Source organism: Harryflintia acetispora (genome assembly GCA_004340125.1).
In the GTDB taxonomy this organism is placed as follows: domain Bacteria; phylum Bacillota; class Clostridia; order Oscillospirales; family Ruminococcaceae; genus Harryflintia; species Harryflintia acetispora.
Genome location: SLUK01000017.1, coordinates 1 through 24094 on the forward strand (window position 1 = coordinate 1; position 24094 = coordinate 24094).

General features: G+C 58.1%; 22 protein-coding genes and 1 other annotated feature. Of the genes, 3 read left to right on the forward strand and 19 right to left on the reverse strand.

Annotated elements, in window-relative coordinates:
* Positions 1-422: 422 nt before the first annotated feature.
* The 14 genes from tyrS to trxA all read right to left on the reverse strand — a co-directional run bounded on the left by tyrS (position 423) and on the right by trxA (position 14400).
* Positions 423-1664: a tyrosine--tRNA ligase gene (tyrS, locus tag EDD78_RS13595; protein ID WP_132085296.1), complete on the reverse strand. Its 1242-nt coding sequence runs from the start codon at positions 1662-1664 to the stop codon at positions 423-425.
* 91 nt (positions 1665-1755) lie between these two features.
* Positions 1756-2006, reverse strand: a binding site (T-box leader).
* Between the two features lie 79 nt (positions 2007-2085).
* A complete protein-coding gene (locus EDD78_RS13600) occupies positions 2086-3303 on the reverse strand; it encodes a hypothetical protein (protein ID WP_132085297.1) in 1218 nt (405 codons plus the stop codon).
* A gap of 234 nt (positions 3304-3537) precedes the next feature.
* Positions 3538-5223: a DNA repair protein RecN gene (recN, locus tag EDD78_RS13605; RefSeq protein WP_132085298.1), complete on the reverse strand. Its 1686-nt coding sequence runs from the start codon at positions 5221-5223 to the stop codon at positions 3538-3540.
* Between the two features lie 28 nt (positions 5224-5251).
* Positions 5252-5716 carry an arginine repressor gene (gene argR / locus EDD78_RS13610; RefSeq protein WP_079698717.1) on the reverse strand — a complete coding sequence of 155 codons (465 nt, stop codon included), beginning with the start codon at positions 5714-5716 and terminating at the stop codon, positions 5252-5254.
* Between the two features lie 35 nt (positions 5717-5751).
* Positions 5752-6609, reverse strand: a complete 858-nt coding sequence (locus EDD78_RS13615; RefSeq protein ID WP_079698716.1) for an NAD(+)/NADH kinase — start codon at positions 6607-6609, stop codon at positions 5752-5754.
* Between the two features lie 11 nt (positions 6610-6620).
* Complete coding sequence (locus EDD78_RS13620; RefSeq protein WP_132085299.1) at positions 6621-7424, reverse strand: TlyA family RNA methyltransferase; 804 nt, start codon at positions 7422-7424, stop codon at positions 6621-6623.
* Positions 7425-7436: 12 nt separating this feature from the next.
* Positions 7437-9284, reverse strand: a complete 1848-nt coding sequence (gene dxs, locus EDD78_RS13625; RefSeq protein ID WP_286170914.1) for a 1-deoxy-D-xylulose-5-phosphate synthase — start codon at positions 9282-9284, stop codon at positions 7437-7439.
* Between the two features lie 43 nt (positions 9285-9327).
* Positions 9328-9816, reverse strand: a complete 489-nt coding sequence (locus tag EDD78_RS13630; protein ID WP_079700392.1) for a divergent PAP2 family protein — start codon at positions 9814-9816, stop codon at positions 9328-9330.
* 77 nt (positions 9817-9893) lie between these two features.
* Positions 9894-10796, reverse strand: a complete 903-nt coding sequence (locus EDD78_RS13635; RefSeq protein ID WP_132085301.1) for a polyprenyl synthetase family protein — start codon at positions 10794-10796, stop codon at positions 9894-9896.
* A 1-nt stretch (position 10797) separates the two neighbouring features.
* On the reverse strand, positions 10798-11004 hold the full coding sequence (gene xseB / locus EDD78_RS13640; protein ID WP_132085302.1) for an exodeoxyribonuclease VII small subunit: 207 nt from the start codon (positions 11002-11004) through the stop codon (positions 10798-10800).
* Between the two features lie 4 nt (positions 11005-11008).
* Positions 11009-12235 (reverse strand): exodeoxyribonuclease VII large subunit, encoded by a 1227-nt coding sequence (gene xseA / locus EDD78_RS13645; protein ID WP_132085303.1) that lies wholly within the window; start codon positions 12233-12235, stop codon positions 11009-11011.
* Complete coding sequence (locus EDD78_RS13650; protein ID WP_132085304.1) at positions 12232-13167, reverse strand: tRNA (adenosine(37)-N6)-threonylcarbamoyltransferase complex transferase subunit TsaD; 936 nt, start codon at positions 13165-13167, stop codon at positions 12232-12234. Before EDD78_RS13650 ends, xseA begins: the two co-directional genes overlap by 4 nt.
* Before the next feature lie 154 nt (positions 13168-13321).
* A complete protein-coding gene (locus tag EDD78_RS13655) occupies positions 13322-13816 on the reverse strand; it encodes a DUF4830 domain-containing protein (RefSeq protein ID WP_079698710.1) in 495 nt (164 codons plus the stop codon).
* Positions 13817-14082: 266 nt separating this feature from the next.
* Entirely contained in the window at positions 14083-14400 is a 318-nt protein-coding gene (trxA, locus tag EDD78_RS13660) for a thioredoxin (protein ID WP_132085305.1), read from the reverse strand.
* Between the two features lie 318 nt (positions 14401-14718).
* On the opposite strand from trxA, the gene EDD78_RS13665 reads away from it, so the two are divergent.
* Positions 14719-16023 (forward strand): hypothetical protein, encoded by a 1305-nt coding sequence (locus tag EDD78_RS13665; protein WP_132085306.1) that lies wholly within the window; start codon positions 14719-14721, stop codon positions 16021-16023.
* Positions 16024-16120: 97 nt separating this feature from the next.
* On the opposite strand, the gene EDD78_RS14235 is transcribed toward EDD78_RS13665, so the two are convergent.
* The 5 genes from EDD78_RS14235 to EDD78_RS13690 form a co-directional block, all read right to left on the reverse strand.
* On the reverse strand, positions 16121-16648 hold the full coding sequence (locus EDD78_RS14235; protein WP_286170915.1) for a hypothetical protein: 528 nt from the start codon (positions 16646-16648) through the stop codon (positions 16121-16123).
* Between the two features lie 803 nt (positions 16649-17451).
* On the reverse strand, positions 17452-19107 hold the full coding sequence (locus EDD78_RS13675; RefSeq protein ID WP_132085308.1) for a recombinase family protein: 1656 nt from the start codon (positions 19105-19107) through the stop codon (positions 17452-17454).
* Between the two features lie 58 nt (positions 19108-19165).
* Positions 19166-19435 carry a DUF6870 family protein gene (locus tag EDD78_RS13680; RefSeq protein ID WP_132085309.1) on the reverse strand — a complete coding sequence of 90 codons (270 nt, stop codon included), beginning with the start codon at positions 19433-19435 and terminating at the stop codon, positions 19166-19168.
* Between the two features lie 922 nt (positions 19436-20357).
* The gene (locus tag EDD78_RS13685) at positions 20358-21116 is read right to left on the reverse strand and encodes a tyrosine-type recombinase/integrase (protein ID WP_132085310.1); all 759 of its coding nucleotides are present in this window, start codon (positions 21114-21116) and stop codon (positions 20358-20360) included.
* A gap of 17 nt (positions 21117-21133) precedes the next feature.
* Positions 21134-21328: a hypothetical protein gene (locus tag EDD78_RS13690; RefSeq protein WP_132085311.1), complete on the reverse strand. Its 195-nt coding sequence runs from the start codon at positions 21326-21328 to the stop codon at positions 21134-21136.
* Positions 21329-21948: 620 nt separating this feature from the next.
* Between EDD78_RS13690 and EDD78_RS13695 the strand changes: the two genes are divergently transcribed.
* A complete protein-coding gene (locus tag EDD78_RS13695; RefSeq protein ID WP_132085312.1) occupies positions 21949-22737 on the forward strand; it encodes a hypothetical protein in 789 nt (262 codons plus the stop codon).
* 1109 nt (positions 22738-23846) lie between these two features.
* Positions 23847-24094, forward strand: a 248-nt coding sequence (locus tag EDD78_RS14120; RefSeq protein WP_207668686.1) for a hypothetical protein, incomplete at its 3' end; no start/stop codon positions are given.

Here is a 24094-nt window from a genome sequence, read left to right on the forward strand (position 1 = left end):
GCCCACGGGGGGATGATTCCCCCCGTGAGACGCGCCATCGGCGTCAGCCGATAGCAGCATTCCCGCAGGAATGCTGCGCGCCCCCCTTCCCCCCAGCGTAAAGCCGCCCAGCATACAGAGTGCCAGTGCGGCCAGGATGATGGCTAACAGCTTTCTTTTCATGCTTTCGTCCTCCTCAAAAAAGACCTGTAGCATAGGTTGCTTCCGGTCTTCCATTGTGAGGGATTCGGCGAAAAAAGCCGTTTCGACTTGAAATCCGTTCCAGAACAGGATATAATTAGGATAAATTCGGAAGGGGCGGGTTAAAAACCTGCCGCTCCTTTTAGAAAACAGCAAAAAGACGACCGTTAGTAACCTATACTAACGGTCTTTTGTACTCTCAAAAAAGTGCCCCGGCCTTGCGGCCGGGGCGCATTTCTCTTTTATTTTTTCAGCACAGCCTTGTGGAAGACCTTCTTGCCCTTTTTGATGATCAGAGCGCCGCCGGCAAAGTCCTCTTCGCTGATCATGGCGTTCGCATCGGTGACCTTCTGCTCGGCAATGGTGCAGCCCCCCTGCTGGATGAGCCTGCGGCCCTCCCCCTTGGAGGGGACCAGCCCGCAGGCCAGCAGCAAATCAAGCACCGGCAGCTTGCCGTCCTGGAAGCTGCTGGCTTCAATCTCGGTGGTGGGCATGTGCGCGCTGTCGGTCCCCTGAGAAAAGAGCGCCTTGGACGCTTCGAGCGCCTTATCCGCCTCTTCCTTGGAGTGCACCATGGCGGTCACCTCGTGGGCGAGGATTTCCTTGGCCTTATTCAGCTGCGCGCCCTCCCAGCTCTCCATCGCCTCGATCTCCTCGATGGGCAGGAATGTCAGGAGCTTGAGGCACTTGACAACGTCCGCATCGTCGATGTTGCGCCAGTACTGGAAGAACTCGTAAGGACTGGTCTTTTCGGGATCGAGCCAGACCGCGCCGTTCTCGGTCTTGCCCATCTTCTTGCCTTCCTTGGTGGTCAGCAGGGTGAAGGTCATGCCGCTGACCTCCTGCCCCTCGGCCCGGCGCACCAGCTCCACGCCGCCGATGATGTTCGACCACTGGTCGTCCCCGCCCAGCTCCATCTTGCAGTTATAGGTGCGGTAGAGGTGCAGGAAGTCGTAGCTCTGCATGAGCATGTAGTTGAATTCGAGGAAGGAAAGGCCCTTCTCCATGCGCGAGCGGAAGCACTCGGCGGTGAGCATTTTGTTGACCGAGAAATGCACCCCCACGTCCCGCAGAAACTCGATGTAGTTGAGCTTCTTGAGCCAGTCCCCGTTGCGGGCGATGAACGCCTTGCCCGGCTCGCCCGGCTCGCCGAAGTCGAGGAATTTGGACATCTGGCGCTGGAAGCACATGGCGTTGTGGTCGATCTGCTCGACCGTTAACATCTTGCGCATGTCGGTCTTTCCGGTGGGGTCGCCCACCATGGTGGTGCCGGTACCCAGCAGCACGATGGGGGTGTGGCCCGCCCTTTGGAGGCGCGCCATGGTGATCAGCTGCAAAAAGTGTCCGACATGCAGGCTGTCGGCGGTGGCGTCGTAGCCGACGTAGAAGGTCACCTGTTCATTGTCCAGCCGCTGCTGGATCAGTTCGGGATGGGTCATCTGCGCGATCAGGCCGCGCCGCTCCAGTTCTTCAAAAATCTTCATGCTCTTGTTCCTTTCCTGTTTCTGGTTTTCCCGGAGCCGGACGCTTTATCGCATCAAAATGGAAAAGCCCCCTGCCCGGACTTTCGTTCGAGCAGAGGGCGAATAAACTCGCGGTACCACCTCTATTTGTTCCCCGCCCCCAGTGGTTTCAGCAGGCGGTAAGAACCTCATGGGTACTGACATACCCCCGCGCTTTAACGGGCGCACCCGGCACGGTCCTACTCTTTTTCAGACGGCGGCTCCGAAATGTATTCATCCCCGCCTCCTTTATGCGCTTGCACCGACCGCGCACTCTCTGAAAATTCGGCACTGGGGACTACTTCTTTTCTTCTCAGCCTTTTGGTATGAACATTTACGAGAGCCAGTATACCCCACCCGTTTCGATTTGTCAAGCATGGTTTCCCCGGTTGAGGGAGCCTGGTCACCCGATCGAGGAAACCTGGGAATTGCCGAAGCTCTCATCAGTATTGGGGACGACGTTCAAACCGCCCCCTAAGCCCCAGCCGATCGCCCCGGCCGGGTTGGTCCAGTGGCAGTTTTGAAAGATATTGAGGGTGGAGGCATAATATTCAGCGCCGACAATACCACCTGTGGCAATCCCGTTCGGACCCGTACTGGCACCAAAACCCGCCGAGGAGAGGCATTCGGCAAAAGTGCAATCATAGCTCAGTCCCACAATTCCGCCCAGATAGGTCTGGCTCTTCGATGTGCCCGCAACCGTCCCGCCCACCGCCTTGCAGCGCAGGAGGCTGGAATATTCCGCCCAACCGGCAACCGCGCCGACGGTGCTGAAGGTCTCGCCGTAGGAACTGTTTGCCCCGTCGACGATGATGTCGGCCCCGCTCACGGTGCAGTCCAGAAGCTGCGCGCCGGACGAAAGCCGGTTGACAATGCCTCCCGCAGCATAGTTGTGCGTTTTGTTCGGCGCCTGCATATAGTAGGAGGCGCTGATCACTGGCTGGTTTATGGTAACATTTTTCACCCGTGCGTCCGACCCGCTGACAACACTGAACAATCCGCCGGTAGTGGAGCGAAGGCCGCTGATGATGTGCCCGCCTCCGTCGAAGACCCCGGTGAAGGTCCCCACCGAGATCCAGCTGCCGCTCAGGACCAGATCGTTTTCCAAGCGGAGGCTGGCTCCAAGGTGGCTCTGCATGTGGGCGAGCTGGGCCTGACTACCGATCCGGTAGGGGGAGGCAGCCGTCCCGCTTCCCACATAATAGGCCCCCGCCGTCCCGGCGGGGCAGCCGCAGGTGGGCGCGGTGGTAAAAGTACTGGTCGATCTGCCCTCCCGGTCAAAGGCCTCCCGGCCCGGTGCGACGTGGGCGGTGACCTGCAGCGTCCAGGTGCTCGGCCCGGCAAGATCATAGCGCAGCGGAAGGTGCACGTTTACCTGTTTTGCCGCGGTGATCTCCACCGCGGCCGTCACCTCGGGCGCGCCGCTCACGGCCTCGCCCGGGTAGAGGGCGAAGGTATAGCTGCCGGTGCGCTCCGAGTGCGTGAAGGGGACGTCCACCCCGTAGTCGCAGGAGTAGCCATCCTGCACCGTTACCGTCACACCGCTCTCCGCCGCCCGGACCGGGACGGCCGGCAGCAGGCAAAGGACCAGCGCCGCCGCAAAAGCCCGTCGTTTACTCATGCGATCCACCCTCCAAATAAGACCGCTAGTATTGCTAGCTTGGGGGCAGCGGCCGGCGGGAAGGGCGGGAAAAATGCCGGATTCCCTTGAAAAAGGTGGTAAAACAGGATATAATTAGGACAAGTTCGGAAGCAACCGAAAGAAAATGCTTCCGAAATTGGAATATGACGATAAGAAATGACCGTTAGCTAGCAATGCTAACGGTCATTTTTAGGTAGAAAAATTTAACCGGCCTTAGTTTTCAGCCTTTTTTTCCCGCGCGGCACAAAGCATCTCCTGTGCGTTTTGACGCGCCGCCCCGGTCACCGCGTCCCCGCTGATGATCCTTGCCAACTCGCCGGCCTGGGCCTCCCCCTCGAGCAGCGCCACCTTCGTGAAGGTGCGTCCGTCCTCGGTCTCCTTGCGGATCAGCAGGTGCCGGTCGGCATAGGCCGCCACCTGCGCCAGATGGGTGACGCAGAGCACCTGCCTCCCCTTCGCCACCGCCGCGAGCTTAAGGCCGATCTTGTCGGCCGCCCGGCCGCTCACCCCGGCGTCCACCTCGTCGAAGATGGAGGTGACCCCCTCCTCGCCCGCGCTCAAGGTGTTCTTGATCGAGAGCATGATCCGTGAAATCTCGCCGCCCGAGGCGATCTTCTGCACCGGCTTCGGCGGCTCCCCCGGGTTCGGGGAGATCAGCAGCTCGATCGAATCGGCCCCCATCGGCCCCAGCGGGCGCTCCTCCTGCGAGACGGTGAGGCGCACCGAGGGCATATCCAGAAAGCGCAGCTGCTCCTCCACCGCCACAACGAAGGCCTTACCGGCCGCGGCGCGCGCCTGCGAGAGCTCCTTGGCCAGTTTTTGCGCCCTTGCCAGCGCTTTCGTATAGCTCTGCGAAAGGGCCGCGCGGCGCTCGTCGCTGCGCACGATCGAATCCAGCTCCTCCTGAGCGCGCGCGCAGAAGGCGAGCACCTCCTCGACCGAGCCGCCGTACTTTACCTTGAGCCCGTGCAGCAGGTCGAGGCGCGCCTCCAGCTCGTCCAGCGCGCGGGGGCTAAACTCCACCGCTTCCAGCTCGCTCCCCAGCTCGCCGTGCAGCTCCTGCAGCTCGTAGTAGACCTCCTGCAGCCGCTCGGCCGGCTCCTGGAGGCCCGGCAGATACCGCCCGGCGGCGCCGAGCTCCTCGAGCAGAGCGCCCAGCTGCTCCTGGAGCCCCGGCCCCTCGGCATATTCGGGGCTGATGAGCTCCCGCGCGGCCCCCAGCGAGGCCGCAATCTTCTCGGCGTTGCGCAGCACCTCGCGGCGCTCGGAAAGCTCCTCCTCCTCGCCGGAGACCGGCGCGGCTTTCTCGATCTCCCCGATCTGGTACTCCAAAAGGTCGATCCTTCTGGCCTTCTCCCCCTCGTCCATCTCGAGCGCGTCGAGCTCCTCCTTGATCTTCCCGAGCGCGCGGTAGCTCTCCTGATAATCCGCCAGCTGCCCGCCCAGCGCCCCGAAGCGGTCGATCAGCGAGAGGTGGTATTCCGGCGAGAGCAACCGGGTGTTGTCGTGCTGCCCGTGCAGGTCCACCAGCGTCGCCGCCAGGGCTTTCAGCACCGTGACGGTGGCGGGCCGCCCGCCCACCCGGCAGTCGGTCGAATCGGGACGGATGGTGCGGGAGACGAGCAGGGTGCCGTCCTCCTCGGGGGCATAGCCGAACTCGTCGAGCACCGCCAGCGTCTGGGGGGAGAGGGAGTCAAACAGGGCGGTGACCACCGCACGCTGCTCTCCGCTGCGGATCAGGTCGCGCGAGGTGCGGCTGCCCAGCACCGCCCCGATGGCGCCCATTAGGATGGTCTTGCCCGCGCCCGTCTCGCCGGTAAAGACATTGAAGCCTTCACACAGCTCGATCTCGGCGCGGCTGATCACCGCGAGGTTTTCGATGTATAGATTTCTGAGCACGTTTCCACGCCCTTCCCGCTTTTCGGATTTACGCCTTGCTGCGGCTGAGCAGCTGGTAAAGCTCGTCCACCAGCGCGGCGGCCGACTCGCTGTCCCGCATGATGATCAGGATGGTGTCGTCCCCGGCGATGGTGCCGACCGAGCCCTGCCACTCGATGGTGTCCAGCGCGGCGCACGCCGCATTGGCCATCCCGGTGTAGCACTTGATGACGATCAGGTTCTGGGCGCAGTCGATCTTGGAGACCGCCTCCTTGAAGATAGCATGGAACCGGAAGGAGATGTGCGAGTCCTGCGCCTTGGCCCCGGAATAGCAGTAGCCCCCGTCGGACATCTGCACCTTGACCAGCCGCAGCTCCCGGATATCCCGCGAGACGGTGGCCTGGGTGACGGAAAACCCGGCCTGGTGCAGCTTTTCGAGCAGCTGCTCCTGGGTGTAGATGCGGTTCTCCGAGATGATTTCCATGATCTTGGCGTGCCGCTTGAACTTGGACATGAATGTTTCTCCTTCCTGTTGCCGTTTATTTGGGGTCAGCCCCGGGAGCTGAGCTTATCGCTGAGAATTTCGTAGAAGTTGCGCCGGTCCAGCGCCACCAGCTTGACCCGCCGGGTGGAGCGCTTGATCTCGATTTTATCCTCCGGGTTGATCATGACCGCCTGCTCGCCGTCGATGGTCATGTAGAGCTTGTCGGTGTAGTTGACGATCCGCTGGTTGACCGACAGCACCTTTTCGGGTGCGAATATCAGCGGCCGGGAGCCGAGCGCATGCGGGCAGATGGGGGTCATCACGATCGAATCGATCGCCGGGTCCACGATCGGCCCGCCCGCCGACATCGAATAGGCGGTCGAGCCGGTGGGGGTGGCGAAGATCAGCCCGTCGGCGCGAAAGGCGCCCACCATCTCGTTTTGGCAGCGCACGTCCAGGTCCACCATCCGCGAGAGGGCCCCCTTGGAGAGCACGATGTCGTTTAAGGCATAGTAGCGCTCCCGCCGCGAATCGGGCAGCACCCGGGTGGCCTTGACCATCATCCGCTCCTCGGTGCGGTAGTTGCCCGCCACGATCTCGCCGAGCAGCCCGAGGTCCTGCAGCTCGAGCTGGGCCAAAAAGCCCAGCCGCCCGAGGTTGACCCCCAGGATCGGCTTATCGGCGGTGACCGCGTCCTTGGCCGAGTGGATGATGGTGCCGTCCCCGCCGATGGCGACGATCATATCGGCCCTTGATAGCTCGGTACTATAATTGCCGAAGCGCGCGCCCGAATTTTCAAAGATATAGGAAAACTGCTCCCCCAGCGTGACCTCGCACCCGAGCTCGATAAAACGGCGGATCACCTCGCGGGTGTGCCCGGCGGCCCCGTCCTTGCGCAGATTGGGGACGATCAGTATCTTCACCGCAAACCCTCCTATCGGTCCAGCTCTTGGTGGGAACGCTCGATGAGCGCGGCGATCTCCTGTTCACTCACCGCGGTCCCCTCCCCGCCCTTTTTGAGCCAGGCGAGGTATTCGATGTTCCCCTGCGGGCCCTTGATGGGCGAATGGGTCAGCCCCCCGAGCGAAAAGCCCTGCGAGAGGGCGAAGGACACGACCCGCTCCACCACCTCGCGGTGGACGCCTTTATCGCGCACCACGCCCTTCTTGCCGACCTTTTCGCGGCCGGCCTCGAACTGGGGCTTGATCAGCGCCACCAGCTGCCCGCCCTCGCGCAGCAGCCGCAGCGCCACCGGCAGCACCAGCGTCAGCGAGATGAACGAAACGTCTATACTGATAAAATCGACCGGCTCCGGGATCTGCTCCTCTGTAACATAGCGGATGTTGGTGCGCTCGAGATTGTGCACCCGCTCATCCTCCCGCAGCTTCCAGGCGAGCTGCCCGTAGCCCACGTCCACCGCATAGACCTCTTTGGCGCCGTTTTGCAGCATGCAGTCGGTGAAGCCGCCGGTCGAGGCGCCGATGTCCATGCAGACCGCACCCTGCAGCGAGATTGGGAAGCATTCCATCGCGCGCTCCAGCTTATAGCCGCCCCGGCTGACATAACGCTCGCCGGATGAACGCACCTCGATGGGCGCGTCGGTTAAGACGCTCATCCCGGCCTTGTCGCACTTCTGCCCGTCCACGTAGACCGCCCCGGCCATGATCAGGCGCTTGGCCGCCTCCCGCGAGGGGGCGAGGTTCTGGCTGCACAGCAGCACGTCCAGTCTTTCCTTCATCGAAGCCCTCCGTCAAAGGATTTTGGCTAAGGTTTCCCCGTCCAGTCCCACCGCCTGCATACACTGCTCGACGGTGCCCTGCGCGACCACCGGGTTTTCAATCGCCCGGTGGCAGAAATCGCCCTTCCAGCCCGTTTTGGCCAGTGCGGCGAGCAGATGCTCGCCGAGCGAGCCGCTCGCGGCGCTCTCCTCGATCATCACGATTTTGCCGGCCGCCCGCGCACTATCCAGCACCTCGCGCGGCAGCGGCCAGATTTTTTCAAGCAGCAGCACCCGGTAAGCGCGGCCCGCTATCCCGAGCGCCCCAAGGGCGTTGGCCGCCACCCGCCCATAGGTGATGAGCAGCCCCTGCTCCTCCCCCTTTGGGGGGATCTCGTAGTAGTCCCCACAGTCCTTTGCATTGTCCGGCAGCACCAGCGTCTGCCGCCCGCGCGGGTAGCGCACGGCGCAAAGCCCCTCCTCCTCATAGAGCGCGCGGCTGATGCAGCGGCGCAGCCCGTCATAGGTGGCGGGGGAATAGATGGCGCAGCTGGGCAGGCTGCAAAGAAAAGGTACGTCGAAGAGCCCTTGGTGGGTCTCGCCGTCCTCCCCGACCAGCCCCGCGCGGTCCACCCCCAGCACGAGGTGCACCCGCTCCAGGCAGCAGTCGTGCAGCAGCTGGTCGTAGGCCCGCTGCAGGAAGGAGGAATAGACCGCGAAGAAGGGGAGCATCCCCCCAACCCCCAGCGCCGCGCCGAAGACCACCGCATGGCTCTCGGCGATCCCCACATCGTAAAAACGCCCCTCGTCCCGAAAGCGGGTGGAGAAGTGGTGCAGCCCCGTGGCGTACTTCATCGCCGCCGTGATGGCCACGATCCGGCTGTCCCGCTCCCCCAGCTCGGTGAGGTGCAGCCCCATCTGCTCGCTGAACGAGTCGGCCGGCATATCGTTTTGCTGCTCCTTGCGCGGGTCGAACTTCGATACCCCGTGGAAGGCGCCGGGATTTTCCTCGGCCTGCTTGTAGCCCTTCCCCTTCTGGGTGTGCACATGGATGAGCACCGGCTCGTCCATCTGCCGCGCCCGCTCGAAGACGGCGCAGAGCTGGGGCAGGTTATGCCCCTCGACCGGGCCGAGATAGGTAAACCCCATGTCCTCAAAGAGGTTGGAGTTATAAAGCATGTTTTTGGCCGCGCCCTTGATGGCCGACAGCCCCCCGACCATCCCGCGCCCGACGAGCGGGATGGCTCCCAGGGTGCGCTCCACCCCGCTTTTGAGCTCGAAATACCCCTTGGTATTGCGGATCTTGGCCAGGTGGTGCGCAAAGGCCGAGACGTTTTTGGAGATGGACATCTCGTTGTCGTTGAGGATGACCACCAGGTTGGAAAGGGTCTCGTCGACGTTGCTCAGCGCCTCGAAGGCGACGCCGGCAAACGCCCCGTCGCCGATCACGGCGATCGCCTTGCCCTCCTCGCCCCGCAGGCGCTTTGCCCGCGCCAGCCCGATGGCCGCCGAGATCGAGGTACTCGAATGCCCGGCGATGAAGGCGTCGTATTCGCTCTCGCCCCGCTTGGGGAAGCCGGAGAGCCCCCCGCTCTGGCGCAGGGTGGAAAAGCGCTCCCGCCGCCCGGTCAGGAGCTTATGGGTATAGCACTGATGCCCCACGTCGAAGACGATCCGGTCCTTTGGGCAGCTAAACACCCGGTGCAGCGCGATGGTCAGCTCGACCACCCCCAAATTGGAGGCCAAGTGGCCTCCGGTGCGGGACACGGTGGTGATCAGCTTGTGGCGGATCTCCCCGGCCAGGACCGGAAGCTGCCTCGCATCCAGTCTTTTAACGTCCTGTGGGGAATTGATTTTATCTAAAAGCGCATACTGCTGCATGACAGCCTCCCTCATTCGGGGTCCTTGGGCAGGGCCAGCCTTGTTAATTGACCGGAACGATCATTGCAATCAGGATTCCGAGCAGCGCGCCGCCGAGCACCTCGAGCGGCGTGTGGCCCAGGAATTCCTTGAGCTTCTTCTGGTCCGGGTTGGGCAGGCGGGTTTCGTCCTCCTCCTGCGCGCCGCTGACGTCCAGGAACTTGAAGCCGAAGACCAGCTTGTTAATCACCTTGGCCTGTTCCCCGGCCGAGCGGCGCACCCCCATCGCGTCGTACATCACCACCGCGGCGAAGGCCAGCGACAGCGCAAACTCGGGGGAGGAAAAGCCCACCTTGCGCGCCATGCCGATGGCGAGGCTGCACACCAGCGCCGAGTGGGAGCTTGGCATCCCGCCCGCGCCGAAGAGCCGCTCGAAGTTCCATCTCCCCGAGGTCAGATAGGTCAGTAGCGTCTTGAGCACCTGGGCGATCAGCCAGGAGAGAGCGCCCACATTGATCAGATAATTGCTGGTCAGCATCCGTATTGCTTCCATGCAAACCTCCATACCGCCGCCGGCGGCCTTGTCCTTTGATCCGCCCCGAAGGGCAAAAAACATTTAAAAGCCGCGCTTTAGTGGGTGCGGCTGATCACCATCTCGGCCACGTCGTATAAGAACGGCTCCTCGATGTGCAGATCGTGCAGACACTTTTTGGCCTCCTGCACGCACTCCTGCGCCATCTTGCGGGATTCCTCGACCCCGTAGAGCACCACATAGGTCGTCTTCCCGCTCGAGCGGTCGCTCCCCACCGGCTTGCCCAGCTCCTCGCTGGTGGCCGTCACGTCCAGGATGTCGTCCATGATCTGGAAGGCCAGCCCGATCTGGGCGGCATATTTTTCGCAGAGCTCGAGCTGCCCCTCGTCCATCCCGCCGGCGATCCCGCCCATCAGGCAGGCCGCCCGGATCAGCGCGCCGGTCTTGAGCGCGTGCAGGGTGCCCAGCACCTCGGGGGTCATCTGGCGGGTGTTCTCGAAGCGCAGATCGATCGCCTGCCCGCCGATCATCCCGTCGAGCCCGGCGCACTGTGCCAGGGTGAGCGCGCCGCGCACCCCGCGCTCGTAGCCCATGGCGGCATAGTCGCACTCGCGCAGCGCGTACTCGAAGGCGCGGGTGAGCAACGCATCACCGGCGAGCAGCGCGTTCGCCTCGCCGAAGCGCACATGGCAGGACGGCTTGCCCCGGCGCAGCTCGTCGTTGTCCATGCAGGGCAGGTCGTCGTGGATCAGGGAATAGGCGTGGATCATCTCGATCGCCGCGGCGAAGGGGACGGCCCGCTCATATTCGCCGCAGCCGAGGCGGCAAAGCTCCAGGCAGAGCATCCCGCGCAGCCGCTTGCCGCCGCCGAGGGTGCTGTAGCGCATGGCCTCCTGCACCACCCCGTAAAGGGTCTCCTCCTCGCTGCCGATGGCCCCCTCAAGGGCCGCCTCGATTTGCTCAATATAGCGCTGCTGCACGCTCATAAAATCATAAGACAATTTACGCTTCCTCCTCTTTTTGCGCCGCTTCAACCTGCTCGATCCTGAGCTTGGCGCGCTCGATCATCTTCTGGCACTGGGCGATCAGCTTGACGCTCTCGCCATAAATTTTGATGCTCTCGTCCAGGCTGACGTCGGGCGAGGAGAGGGCCTGCGCATAGCCCTCCAGCTTCTCGAGCGCCTGCTCGAAGGAAATTTTTTCGGCCATCTGCTTATCCTCCAAGCCCTGTGCGGGCCTTCGTTTTCTTGATTTCCTCCACCGTCAGCGAGAGCTGCCCGTCCGCCAAAAAGGCGGTCAGCGCATCGCCGCGCCGCACCTGCGACACTGAACGCACGCCCTCCCCTTCCTTTTTTAACACGCTGTAGCCGCGCGCGAGGGTGCGCATGGGCGAAAGGGACTCGATCAGCGCGCCCTGCGCATGCAGGCGCTCCCACCGCAGCCGCAGCTGCTGCGCCATCTGCGCGCGCAGCCGCTCCCCGAGCGAATCGACGCGCTGCTGGGCCTCCCGCAGCCGCGCCATCGGCGCGTGGGAATGTGCGAGCGCCGCCGCGTTTTGCAGCCGGGACTCGTATCCTTTGAGCTTGCGCCCGAGCGTGTCGCCCATCGACGCCTCCAGGTTCCCCAGTAAAAAGCAGACCTCCCGCACGTCGGGAACCGCCAGCTCGGCGGCCGCCGAGGGGGTGGGCGCGCGCAGGTCGGCGACAAAGTCGCAGATGGTGTAATCGGTCTCGTGGCCCACCGCCGAGATGACCGGCACCGGGCAACGGTAGATCTCCCGGGCGAGGGCCTCGTCGTTGAAGCAGAAGAGATCCTCGAAGGAGCCCCCGCCCCGCCCGACGATGATCAGCTCGCTTTTCCCCTCGCCGGTCAGGGCGCGTAGCGCCGCGATGATCGAGCCGGCGGCCCCGTCCCCCTGCACGGTGGCCGGGGCGAAGCGCACCTCGCACAGCGGCCAGCGCCTTGAGAGGATATTGATCATATCCTGCACCGCAGCGCCGGTCGGGGAGGTGACGATCCCGACCGTCTGCGGATAGCGCGGCAGCTCCCTCTTGCGCGCCTCGTCAAAGAGCCCCTCCTTCGAGAGCTTCGCCTTGAGCTGCTCGAAGGCGAGATACAGCGCCCCGGCCCCGTCCGGGAACATCTCCCGCACGTAGACCTGGTAGCTGCCGTCCCGCTCGTAGAGCGAAACCGAGCAGCGCACCACCACCTTCATCCCGTCCGCGGGCAGGAAGCGCAGCGACTGCGCGTTGGAGCGGAACATCACCGCGTGGACGGCCGCGTCCTTGTCCTTGAGCACGAAGTAGAAGTGCCCCGAGCGGTAGTGGTTATTAAAATTGGAAATCTCCCCCGACAGCAGGAGGTCCTGCAGCCGGTAATCCTCATCCAGCCGCGCCTTGACGTAGCGGTTGAGCTGGGAGACGGTGATGGTCGTGTTCATGCGATCCCTTTCCTCTCGTGCCAAAAGCGGGTGAGCACCGCGATCCCCGCGGCGTTGTCCGAGGAGAATTCGGGCGCGGCGAAGGCGCCGCCCTCACGCTCCAGTACCGGGCGCAGGAAGAGGCTGGACATCACCCCGCCCGCGTAGACCACCGGCAGGTCGCCGAAGCGAAGGCGGGCGTTTTCTGCCATGCGGCGCGCCACCGCCAGGATATACGAGAGGCAGTGCGCGGCGACCTCCTCGGGCGGCGCGCCCCTTTGCAGCAGCGCGGCGCACTGGTTTTCGACCCCCGACAGGCTGGCGTCCTCCCCCTTGAAGACGGGGCGCAGCGCCTTCGGCTCCCCGAAGCGCAGGGCCAGCTCGCTGAGCTTCGGCCCCGCCGGGAAGCCAAGCCCGAGCATTTTGCCCACCCGGTCGACGGCCTGTCCGGCTTTGAGGTCCAGCGAGGTGGCCGCGAGTTCGATTCGCAGCGGCTCCCCCGGCGAAACGAGCAGGCAGTCGGTGGTGCCGCCCGAAAAATGAAAGCAGATGAATCTTTTTTCCATCAAATCGAGCCGTCCGGACGAATAGAGCGCCGCCGCGACATGCCCGGCCTGGTGGGAGAAGGAATAGACCGGGACGCCAAAGGCCGCGCCCAGTATGCGCGCGGCGCCCGACCCGCAAAGGAAGCAGGGCATGTAGGAGCCCTCGGCGTCCCGGGGCCTCACCGAAGCGCCCACCGCCGTGAGCGGCGCCCGCCGCTCGCCAAAGCAGGCCTCGATCATCTCGGGGAGCTGGCGGGTGTGCTCGAAAACCGCGTCGCTCTGGCGCAGCCCGAGCTGGCCCTCCCGCACCGGGAGCAGCCTCTTATGCTGGACGAGGGCGCCCGTCCCCGACAGGAGCGCCGCCGAGGTGGTGTAGTTGCTGGTGTCGATCCCGAAATACAGCGCCACGGCTCCCCTCCTCCCGTGCGGATATGATAATTATGCACCTGTTTGCATACCGCTATTGCTTTATTTTAGCATATTCTCTTTGTATATTCAAACCATTTTGCATAAATTTTCGAGCAAAAAGAAACCGCCCGCACCATTGTGCAGGCGGGCCCGTTCAGCCGTCGTAACGCAGGCCGTGCATGAAGCCGTCGAGCGCCAGGGAGCATACGTCGCCGCCGACCACCTTGCTTTCGGCCACCAGGAGATTGAGGCGCACCTCGTCGCCGCAGTCGGGGTAATTGACGACCCGGTAGGTGTACCGTTTGACCTGCTTTCCCCGGTATCGGCTCAGGTCCAGGCCCTGCGACTTCTGGATTTCATTGTAATTCTCATAGACCTCGTCGAACTCCTTGGGCACGACCACATCCATGATCTCGCAGGGCTCCTCCTCCACCTCCCAGCCGAACTGGGCGATGAAGTTCAGCCGCTCCTGGTTGGTGGCGACGGTATAATTCTTGACCACCGCGCCGCTGCTGCTGATCGAGACCGGGACTTCGGCGCGGCGCTGGGAGAGCACCCCCATCACCGCCACCGCAAGCACCAGGATTCCCGCCGCGCTGCACAAAATGGACAGCAGGCGTTTATTCAGACGAAAGGACATCAAAAGCATAGTGAAACCTCCAACCCCGAACGTTATCCCCAAGGGCGCGTATTCGCCTTTAATTGCCGCGCCCCTTACATGTCCCCAAGACAGCTGGGTCCTACCCTCATCTATATGCCCCCGTCCCCCGTTTTAACCCTGAAAATGCAAAACGGCGGGTTATTCCCCGCCGTTTTGCTTATACTCATGAAAAGATCCGATCCCGTGGGCGGAGCCTTTCCCCGCCGTCATCTTGCCGAAAGCCCCGGGCGGGCTTCCCTACCGGGAATTGCCTGCTATTTTGCCTGCGCGAGCAGGGAAACCAGTTTGTCCTTCGAGGTGAAGCCCACCGAGCGGGCAACCTCCTTGCCGTCTTTGAGCACCACCACGGTCGGTATGCTCATCACCCCAAACTTCTGGGCGACGGCCGGATTCTCGTCGATATTCACCTTGCCGATCAGGGTCCCGTCGGTAATTTCGCCGGCAAGCTGCTCCACGATGGGACCGAGCATCTTGCACGGGCCGCACCAGTCGGCATAGAAATCGACCAGGGCTGTGACGCCCTGCTCCTCCGCCTGCTGGAAGGTTTCTTCGGTCCAATGCTGTAACGCCATTGACTCTTCCTCCTTTTGCACATTCATGTTCCATTCTATTATTTGTAGCATAGCAGGTAAATATGACTATTTTTTGAAGCCCGCAAAAATCCTTAAAATTAAAATGACCCGTAGAAATACTTTCTTTGGGCCATCGAATCGTTCAAATTGGTAAAACCTGTATATCGGCTCTCCAGCCGCTTCCAGATTTGTCCTAATTATATCCTATTTTGTCACCTTTTTCAAGGGAATCCGGCAAATTGGACCGGTCTCCCGCTGGATCCAAGACCGACAGAAAGTATTTCTATCGGTCTTTCTTATTCTAAAGGAGGCTTCCCCATGAAACGAACCGGCATCCGTGCGCTCGCCCTGCTCTGCTGCTTCCCCCTGCTCCCGGTGCTCGCCGCCCCGGCGGCGGCCGCAACGGTGACGGTGCGGGACGGCTACGAGAGCGGCTACGGAATCGAGATTCCCTTCACCCCCTCGCCCCGCGCCGACCGCTATACCTTCGAGGTGTTCGAAGCCGGGAACGCGGCCGGCACGCCGCTGGTCACCGCCGAGGTGGCCGCCTCGGGCGGGGAGCAGAGCATATATCTGCCGCTGTGCTACGACCCCAGCGGGCCCGCGGCGTACACCCTGCAAATTACTGCGCATCCCGGGGATCAGCGCGTGGGCCTCGATTCAGCGGCCGCCAAGCGCGTCACCTTCACCACCAAGCCGACCTGCGGCTGCCCCGAAGGGACCGGGGGAGCCTTCTATCTCGGCGACGGAAGCGCGCAGAACCCCTACCGGGTATGCTCCCCCGCGCAGCTGCAGCATCTCAACCATGAAGCGCACCTCACCGGCGGTCAGAGCTTTTTGCAGACGGGCGACCTGGATCTGTCCTCCTATGGGGACTGGACCCCAATCGGCGGGAACGGCTACAGCGCATTCGACGGAACCTACGACGGAGGCGGGCATGTGATCCGCAATATGAAAATCAGCGGAAGCAAGGAAAACGCGGGCCTCTTCGGCCTCGCGGCCGGGACGATCCAAAATCTCGGCGTCGACGCCTCCTGCCAAATTGATACTCTGGGGGTACGGGCCGGGGGGCTTGCCGCCCAGATTCCACAAAACGGATCCCTCACTGTGCGCAGCTGTTACAGCGCCGCTTCGGTCCGTGTGACCGCTACCAGTACCTCCATCATAATGGGTGGACTGGTGGGACACGCCCCCAACGTATCGCTCGATATGGCCGGATGTTACTTCTCCGGCTCGCTTACGGCAGCGAGTGGGCCGTACCGTTACGCCGGGGGTTTGGTCGGGTACCCGCCCCATTCGACACTGCAAATCAGACAGTGCTATTCCGACGGGACGCTGAGCATCGGAAGCGGCACGATCTGGCGGGGTGTGGGTGCCCTGTTCGGCTATCTTTTGGGCACGGGCACCGGAGGATTGAGCGGCAACTACTGGCAGAGTGGAAAAGGGGCCAACGCCACCATTGGGTCCTACGGCGACGTGGGCCCCGCCAGCAACGCGGGCGGCACCGCGCTGTCCACCGCGCAGATGGCCCAGCAATCGAGCTTTTCCGGCTTCGATTTCACCAACATCTGGCGGTGGGATTCCACCGCCAACCGTCCCCGCCTGGCCGCCTTCGACCACTGATCCCGCCCCGCCCCGCTTTTCCAGCGTGGGCGGCAGCTTAAAAGCCCGGCCCCGCATATGCGGGGCCGGGCTTTTAACATGGAATCGGGCGTCGTGGTCAGCTTGCGTCGCCCAGGCGGATGACGGTGAGGGCCACGTCCTCGAAGGTAAAGCCATCCTGATCGGCGATGACCTCCAGGTTTGCCACCGTGTTGGTCACCCGGATGGGGAGGTCGAAGGACATGGTAGCGACCTCGTCGGTGGACGAGAAAGAATGCCGTGCGCTCGCCCCGGTAACCGGAACGCCATCCAGATTGAGGCTCACCTGTAAGGACGACGGGATGGGGGTACCGGTATTGACCGATATGGTGCCGTGGAAGATGACCTGGTAAATACCCGGCAGGTTGATCTGTACGCTGGAAGACCCGGCTGTGTGGCTGATCGCCGCGCCGGAGATCAGGGGGTTGTCGGTAAAGACCAGGGGGCTGTTGACGGCCGTCTGCTGGGGCGCGGTGTCGACCGTCGCCAGCACCTCGGGCGCCCCGCCGCCGGGCTCGCCCCGCGGGATCACGAAGTCGAAGATCGCGTTCTCCGGGGTGCCGGAATTGGTCACCTCGGCATCGGTGCCCGGGTCCCCGGTGGTCACCGTCCCGATGGTGATGGTCGCGGCCTCCCCAGTGGGCCCGGTTGGGCCGGTTTCTCCGGTTTCCCCGGTCGCTCCAGTGGCGCCGTCAGCTCCGGTGGCGCCGGTTTCCCCCGTCGCCCCGGTCGGGCCGGCTTCTCCGGTCGCTCCGGTAGCACCGACAGCCCCCGTGGCACCGGTTTCCCCCGTCGGGCCGATCGGGCCGGTTTCTCCGGTCGCTCCGGTAGCACCGACAGCCCCCGTGGCACCAACTTCACCTGTCGCGCCGGTCGGACCGGTCGGGCCCGGATCTCCGGTCGCTCCGGTAGCGCCAGTCGCCCCAGTGGCACCGGTGGCTCCAGTCGCACCCGCCTCGCCGGTCGGGCCGATCGGGCCCGGGTCCCCGGTTGCACCGGTCGCGCCAGCTGTACCCGTGGCTCCTGTTGCACCTGCCTCGCCAGTCGCACCGGTCGCGCCAGCCAAGCCGGTCGCGCCGCGGGGAATAACAAAGTCAAGCACATGGTTCGGCCCGCCGGTGGTGTCGATTACCTGGGCGGGCACCCCCGGGTCGGCGGTCGAGGTGTAACGCACGCTCAAGGTCTCCGCTTCGCCGGTCGCACCTGTGGCACCGGTCGCACCAGCGGCTCCAGCGGCACCTGTGGCCCCGGTTGCGCCGGTAGCACCAGTTGCACCGCCGGCTCCGGTAGCACCTGTGGCGCCGGTGGCGCCCGTCACCCCGGTGGCGCCGGCAGAACCAGTAGCTCCCGTGGGCCCGGTGGGGCCATTCATAAAAGGAAAACGCTTTTTTGTCGAACCTGCTTGATTTATCATGCAAGCAGTCGTTCATTGTTTTCTATGAATTCTGCGGCCAAACGATACTCGTCAGCGAAACGAAACCGAATAACGATATTACCATTCTCTTGAACGTATATGTTCTCGATAAGCTTGGCAAGTATTTCCCTCTTTAACTCAGTTATATTTTGATACTTCATAAAGTGAGCTAAAAACTGGTTCTTTTCATTGACCCCGCAAATTGACTTTTGGTATTCCTTTTCAAGAGCAACAATAGATTCTTGCAATGATTCGGATTTTTTATCGAATTCAGCTTTCATGTCTCTAAATTCTTCTTTTGTAATATCGCCATCCTGCAAAGAACCGAAGAGATTGGTTTTATATCGCTTTATCTTGTTTAACTCATTTTGCTTGCATTCTATTGCGTCCACTAACCTTCTGGAATCCCTCTCGACTGTAGGGGCCTTGTTAATCTCTGATACCATATCAGCCATTGATACTGCGATAGCAACTTGTTTCTGTATCGCAGTCAAAACAGCCAAATACAAATTATCTTCTCGGATCGTATGCTTCGTACACAGCTCCTTACCTCGATCTTTATAAGTCCGACATAAATAATAGGTGTGCTTGCCTCTCACGGTCTGGTGTCTCATCGCCCGGCCACAATCAGCGCACCGCATGAATCCACTAAACAAATATATCTTATCTTGCTTGGGTGCTACACGGGTATCCCTCTTTAAAAGGTTCTGCACAGTGTCAAAAACTTCTTCGCTAACGATGGGTTCATGCGTTCCTTCGACGATGAACCAATCATCAGCCGGAACACAAATCTGTGTATGTATTTTATAGCTTTTGATTCTATATCGGCCCTGTACCATATCACCAATATAGGACTGGTTATGAAGTATCGAATCAATGGTACGTGCGCTCCAAACCGGATTGTCGTTGGAATGAGGATTTTTATATTGCTGCCCCTTTGATTGCTTATATAGGCTCGGGCATAGGACGCCTAAGCGGTTTAGTTTTTGGCAAATCCCATATTTAGACATGCCATCCATAAACCATTGAAAAATATTTCTTACCACATCAGCAGCTTCATCGTCTACCAATAACTTGTTTTTGTTCTCAGGGTCCTTTTGATAGCCATAAGGTGCAAAACCTCCAATAAACTCTCCCTTCTGGCGCTTTAGATCAAACACTTTCCTAACTTTAGCAGATGTTTGGCGGCAAAAATCCTCATTGAACACATTGAGCATTGCAATCATCATGGAATTAACCGTTTCTGGGTGCTTGAAGCTATCTAGTTCTGGGTCCAGACAAATAAACCGAACATCAAGAATAGGGAAAAGCATTTCTATATAGTGTCCTGCCTCTACATAGTTTCTGGACAGGCGAGAGAGGTCTTTTATAATCACGCAGTTTGCTCTTTTACGTTTCAGATCGTCAAGCATACGCTGAAACGCGTCACGGTCGGAATCTGTACCCGTAAATCCATCGTCAATATAAATATCGACAATTTCCATATCTTCGCCGCACCTGTCTACATAGTCCAATAACATTTCGCGTTGGTTTTTAACACTGTAGCTTTCAATGTTACCATCATCCCTTGAAAGACGGATGTATATAGCCACCCTCCACCCATTGACTTGCTTTTTTATAACATTTGTTTGGGTTCTGCTAACCCTTGCCATTCTAACCTCCAATCCAACCATATTTCCACTTATATTATACCTCTAAGCGGAAATGCAGTCAAAAAAGTTGCTCCGCAGCTTTACGGGATAGAAACCTAGCAAGGGTATGCTGCAACGTGGAATCTGTATCCGAAAACTCCACCTTTACAGCGGTATCACCTACCCGGAAACAATAAGGATTGCCGATCTGTGAGAGGTAATGATCCATGCGCTGATGTTTTGGCAGGTCCGTGTTGATCTGGACTGTACGAGCGTCAACCAGCTTGTCCTTGTCAATCTGCTTCAAATCCACCTGCTGCATGGTATCCAACTGCTTTATGCTATACATTGAGCACCAGCCTCCTTTGTTCCCATACCTATGCAGCAAAATGAAACACCATGCGCCCCACGCCGAAAAAAGCCGACGTGGGGCGGCAAATCTTTCATTTTTCTTTCTGGGTAGGTAAGGTTGCTATGTGCTGCATTATCAAGACGGCGGGACCGTCCCTACTGCTCACCCCCAGCACGGGGGACAATCAAGCGGCGCATGGCCTTGCGCCCCGTAATACCGCCGTTGGGATTTGTCCTCAATCGCAGTATCCCCCCCGAACAGGGGAGCATGTTGTGGCGGATATACCTTGTTGCGGTCTTGGCGGTTTAGGCCCACCACAGGCCCTATTCATGCCACAGGATGCCGCTCGCACCTTTGATGTTATCGCTTTGACGGGCCCGGCCCGCAGGTGGTCTTTGCGTCTGCATATGTGTCGCTCGCTACAACAGGCTTTTGCTTGATTGCCGATATTCTGTTTTCAAGGTCCTACTATATAGGGCACTCGGAACCCTAAAATCTACCCTGTATTAAAAATTTATTTAATTTTTTTGTGGAATAGTTTCGTATTATCGAGAGAAAAACAAAACTGAATGCTAGGACTGGGCAGAAAAATGATCTGCCCGGCTCACTTTTTTAGCGGCTATTATGGGGGATGTTGCGATGGCAGGCAGGGCAAGCGTGTACACACTTACCCATTTTGGCCCTGAGGGCCAAAATGTTTGCTTCGTTGGGGAGCTCCCCAATCCCCCCAAAATAAATGTGTCCCATCGTGGGGCACATTTATTTTTTTACAAGCGGCAGCTCGCTTAACGCTCTGCTGCCTTTGGGCGGTCCTCGCCGGACCGGCCCAGAAGTTGATCGACATTCGATCTATGGATTTTTAAGTATGACAAATAGCCCCGAGATACCCCGAGGCGAAAAATACATATCCAATTTTAATTTACGCTACCAATCGTTCATACTGGTACTGCACCGTGGTTTGAGAAAGCTCGGCATAGATCTGTGTTGTTTTGATGTCGTTGTGGCCTAGTAAGCGTTGGATCACCATTATATCCATTCCTGCGTTGAGCGCGCTCGTTGCAAAGGTGTGCCGCATCAGGTGGGGATGGACGCGGCGTTCCTCATGGGCGCGTTCTCCAATTTGTTGTAGTAACTTTTGTATCGCCCGCGGGCCCATTGAATCGTAGGGTGTACGGCTGCTGGCGAATAATGCCGTACCTCCCTTGCGGTTTCGCAGGTATTCTTCCAGCATAAGCTTGGTGCGCACCGAGAAATAGACCATCCGGTCCTTGTTGCCCTTTCCATGGACCATGACGCTGCGATCCCGCCAATTAATTTGATCAATCCTAATTCCTACGGCTTCGCTCAATCGACAGCCGCTGGAAACAAAAAACTCCACCAATGCCTTCTCTTTATAGGTTCGACAGGCGTCGCGCATTCTTTCCAGTTCTTCGGCCGTCAGCGCATGGCGCGCTTTGGCCAAATCGAGTTTCAGGCTTTTAATCTTAAGCATCGGATTTCTCCGGATAATACCTTCACCATGCAGCCAGGAAAAGAATGAACGCAGGACATTGATATGAGTCTGTAGACTGGTGTCCCTCAGATTCCGCTCTGTACTAATTTTTGAGATGTACTCACGAATATCATCCGTGGTAATTTTGGAGACATGCTTACAAACAATTTGAGCAAAGATATCCAAGGTATAACGGTAGTTTCTCAGCGTCTTTTGGGAGAGGCCATCAATCCTTTTCGCCCCAGGAAGGAGGAAATTCTTCGATTAAGATTGCTACGGCTGCTTTCTGTTTCTCTGATAATGGTATAGCCTTTTAAAACTAATGAAATCTTTTCTGAGCTTTCTTCGCCGGGAAACAGCTGGAATAATGCTTCTGACAATTCACTTTTTGCGTCCATTTTTCTACCCCTTTTCATACTTTTTCTACAGTATAGCAGGGTGCAAAAAGATTTGCGAGGCTTCGCCTTCGTCACATATTGCGAACCTAAAAGCAAAAGTTTTGACGAGAGAATGCGGGTTAGAGGCACTTTACGACCATAAACCCGCTCGGTTTTTTGGCCGGGTTTCCAACCAAAATATAAAAATTTCCGAAAAAATACCTACAATAGATTCGCAATATGTGACTGAGGTGTCCTCCACCCGGCCTGCTTCCATGTAGCGATTTCTTCCGGGGTCGCTCCCTTTACCCATGCCTCACCATCCCACCGCGGCCGGACATAATTTGAGGGAACAACAGCCTCAAGAAGCTGCTCTCCCTCGTTGAGCTCGTAGTATCGAATTTTTTCAACGGTTTGGCCTGTATCATCAGGTTCTAGCAATACTAAAACGAACGTTTTATAAAATTCCTCCCTGTCATTAGCTACGATCCTTTCAGCCTTTAATATCCCAAATAATTTTGATTTGTGTTAAAAATTAACCTCCTATAGGTAATTTTAGAGGTAACTCGCTCTATGGTGTAGATAGAAAGCAGATACATCGCTATCTATCTATAAAATATTTTTAATTACAGGAGGACATTATGTCTAGTACAAACAAAACATCTCTTGGATTCAATCAGTGGATTCTGGAAGACAAACCGCGAATGGAAGACTTCAATTCCGACAATGCGCTGATGGATGAAAAACTGGTCTCTGCCAATCAAAGAATTGAGGCAGTCGAAACGTCTTTGGGGAATAAGGTGAACGGACGGTGGACATTCTACTCATCTTTGAGTGACCTTGAAATAACCATCGGAGAAGAAACTATTGAAAAAATTGTAAATGCAATGGTTACTCATTCGACGCTATATTGTGTTGTTAATTCAGCAACATCAGGTAACGCAGATATCTATCCTGCTGCATATGGAACACTGAGCATTGTGAAAGAAGAGCACTATAGAGTAGTTGTAAAGTATTATGCATATCTGGGAGATGTGATTTGGGTTGGTCAATATTATGACACGTTATGGAAAGGCTGGAAGCAGTTAGCTACTACCGAGACGCCGCAAGAGTATGACTTGCCTTTAGGGCCAAATGTATCAGCACAAAGCGTTAAATATTTCAAGGATGGATGCGGAAAAGTTGGAGTGAATGGAGTGTTTTCCTTTAATGCTGCTCCTTCTGCTGCTCAGTTAATAGGGACACTGCCGATGGGATTCAGACCATCGTCTTCAAAAAGCATAATCCTACAGTCTGATAAAAATGATTCTATGTACGGGTATATACATTCAAATGGACAGATTGTGTTGGCAAACACAACACCTACGCAAGGGTTTACAGTTGGCAGACAAATTGCGATTGTATCGCCCTCGTTTACTGCAGCAAAATAACTGTATTTAGTGGCTTATTGAGCTGCAACAAAAGATATGCAGATATAGCCTCTGGTCTGTGATAAAATTCTACTACCTGTACTTGATCGAAAAACAATGCTTCCATTTGAAAGGCAGATTACAGAGTAACTTGTATATGGGCTTATTGCTACAAGTGGATATTCTGCTGTTTGACTTATTCTAAACCCCGCAGGTAAGATACCGATAATATCGTCGTGAATCAAGCCTGACGACTTGAGAAAAGAACCGTAAACAGTCACTACGCTATCCTCAGTTTTAAAATACTTTACAGGACCACTGAAGTCCGTGCTCATAGCTAAACTATACTCTGTAGGTGATGTTCTGTTCGCTTTATTCCCCTGGGGTGCCGAAGCGTCCCAGGGGAATAAAGCGAATAAAATGTTCCCCGAGTTTTACAACATACCTTATGACCCTTACTACCAAAATGCTCCTGGTTATCATTCATATTATTGTATTACCCAAGAGGGAATCGTCATTGTAAACATGTCAGCTCTAAGGATAACTGGAACAGTTACCAACCAAGAAATGATAGGGAATCTGCCAGAAGGGTTTCGACCCTCAGGTTACATATTGCAGTATGCAATAGTGGATAGATACGACCCCACTGGCATACGTTCAAACGGTTTAATTAGGGTGGCACCGAATGGTTCTATACAATTTACAACAAGTTTAACATCTGAAATTCGGACAGAGCACCGGCTAATACAAACTAGTTTTTCTTTTGTTGCCGCGCATTAATGTTCTAAGACGCCGGAAAAGATACTTGAAATGCAAAATAGGCTCCTGAATACCAATTGGATGGTGTAGAGCCAGTTTGAAATTTCAATTTCCCATCGGTGCTGATATAGGCGTATGTTGCCCAAGGGCCGTCAACGCCAGCGTGGGCAGTAATTATTAACGGTTGCAATAAGGCTGGCCGATAACCTTCCGGCAAAATTAACATGACCTCACCGGCTTGCGGAACTGATTCTCGGCGCAACACGCCAATAAGCCAAACAATACCACATCCATCTTTACAATAATATGGTCCATGTGTCGCTATAAAACCAGACGACGGGGCTAACTTAAGCCATGTCGGAGCTTTTATTGTGGCAATTTTGGATCCGTTTACCGTAGGATTACCCGTTAAATTCGGACTTTGCACATTCACCTTATTCCCCAAAGCCGCATTCCATTTTGGCCCAAGGCTAGTTTCTGTGCCCTTTACATTCTACCACTTTATAGAAATCCCGTCCATCCCGTTACCGCCTCTTGCCCCTCCGGCTGATCGGGCTTTTCGCCAGCTCGGACTTATGCGCGATTCGGACAAGCCACTGTTTTTCTTCCTCCGTCAAGC

Coding starts and splice junctions, on each gene's coding strand:
- xseB (WP_132085302.1), bottom strand. CDS start 11,004: ATGGCCGAAAAAATTTCCTTCGAGCAGGCGCTCGAGAAGCTGGAGGGC.
- EDD78_RS13665 (WP_132085306.1), top strand. CDS start 14,719: ATGAAACGAACCGGCATCCGTGCGCTCGCCCTGCTCTGCTGCTTCCCC.
- EDD78_RS13655 (WP_079698710.1), bottom strand. CDS start 13,816: ATGCTTTTGATGTCCTTTCGTCTGAATAAACGCCTGCTGTCCATTTTG.
- xseA (WP_132085303.1), bottom strand. CDS start 12,235: ATGAACACGACCATCACCGTCTCCCAGCTCAACCGCTACGTCAAGGCG.
- trxA (WP_132085305.1), bottom strand. CDS start 14,400: ATGGCGTTACAGCATTGGACCGAAGAAACCTTCCAGCAGGCGGAGGAG.
- EDD78_RS13680 (WP_132085309.1), bottom strand. CDS start 19,435: ATGTATAGCATAAAGCAGTTGGATACCATGCAGCAGGTGGATTTGAAG.
- EDD78_RS13695 (WP_132085312.1), top strand. CDS start 21,949: ATGTCTAGTACAAACAAAACATCTCTTGGATTCAATCAGTGGATTCTG.
- tyrS (WP_132085296.1), bottom strand. CDS start 1,664: ATGAAGATTTTTGAAGAACTGGAGCGGCGCGGCCTGATCGCGCAGATG.
- EDD78_RS13690 (WP_132085311.1), bottom strand. CDS start 21,328: ATGGACGCAAAAAGTGAATTGTCAGAAGCATTATTCCAGCTGTTTCCC.
- EDD78_RS13675 (WP_132085308.1), bottom strand. CDS start 19,107: ATGGCAAGGGTTAGCAGAACCCAAACAAATGTTATAAAAAAGCAAGTC.
- dxs (WP_286170914.1), bottom strand. CDS start 9,284: ATGCAGCAGTATGCGCTTTTAGATAAAATCAATTCCCCACAGGACGTT.
- EDD78_RS13620 (WP_132085299.1), bottom strand. CDS start 7,424: ATGAAGGAAAGACTGGACGTGCTGCTGTGCAGCCAGAACCTCGCCCCC.
- EDD78_RS13600 (WP_132085297.1), bottom strand. CDS start 3,303: ATGAGTAAACGACGGGCTTTTGCGGCGGCGCTGGTCCTTTGCCTGCTG.
- EDD78_RS13630 (WP_079700392.1), bottom strand. CDS start 9,816: ATGGAAGCAATACGGATGCTGACCAGCAATTATCTGATCAATGTGGGC.
- argR (WP_079698717.1), bottom strand. CDS start 5,716: ATGTCCAAGTTCAAGCGGCACGCCAAGATCATGGAAATCATCTCGGAG.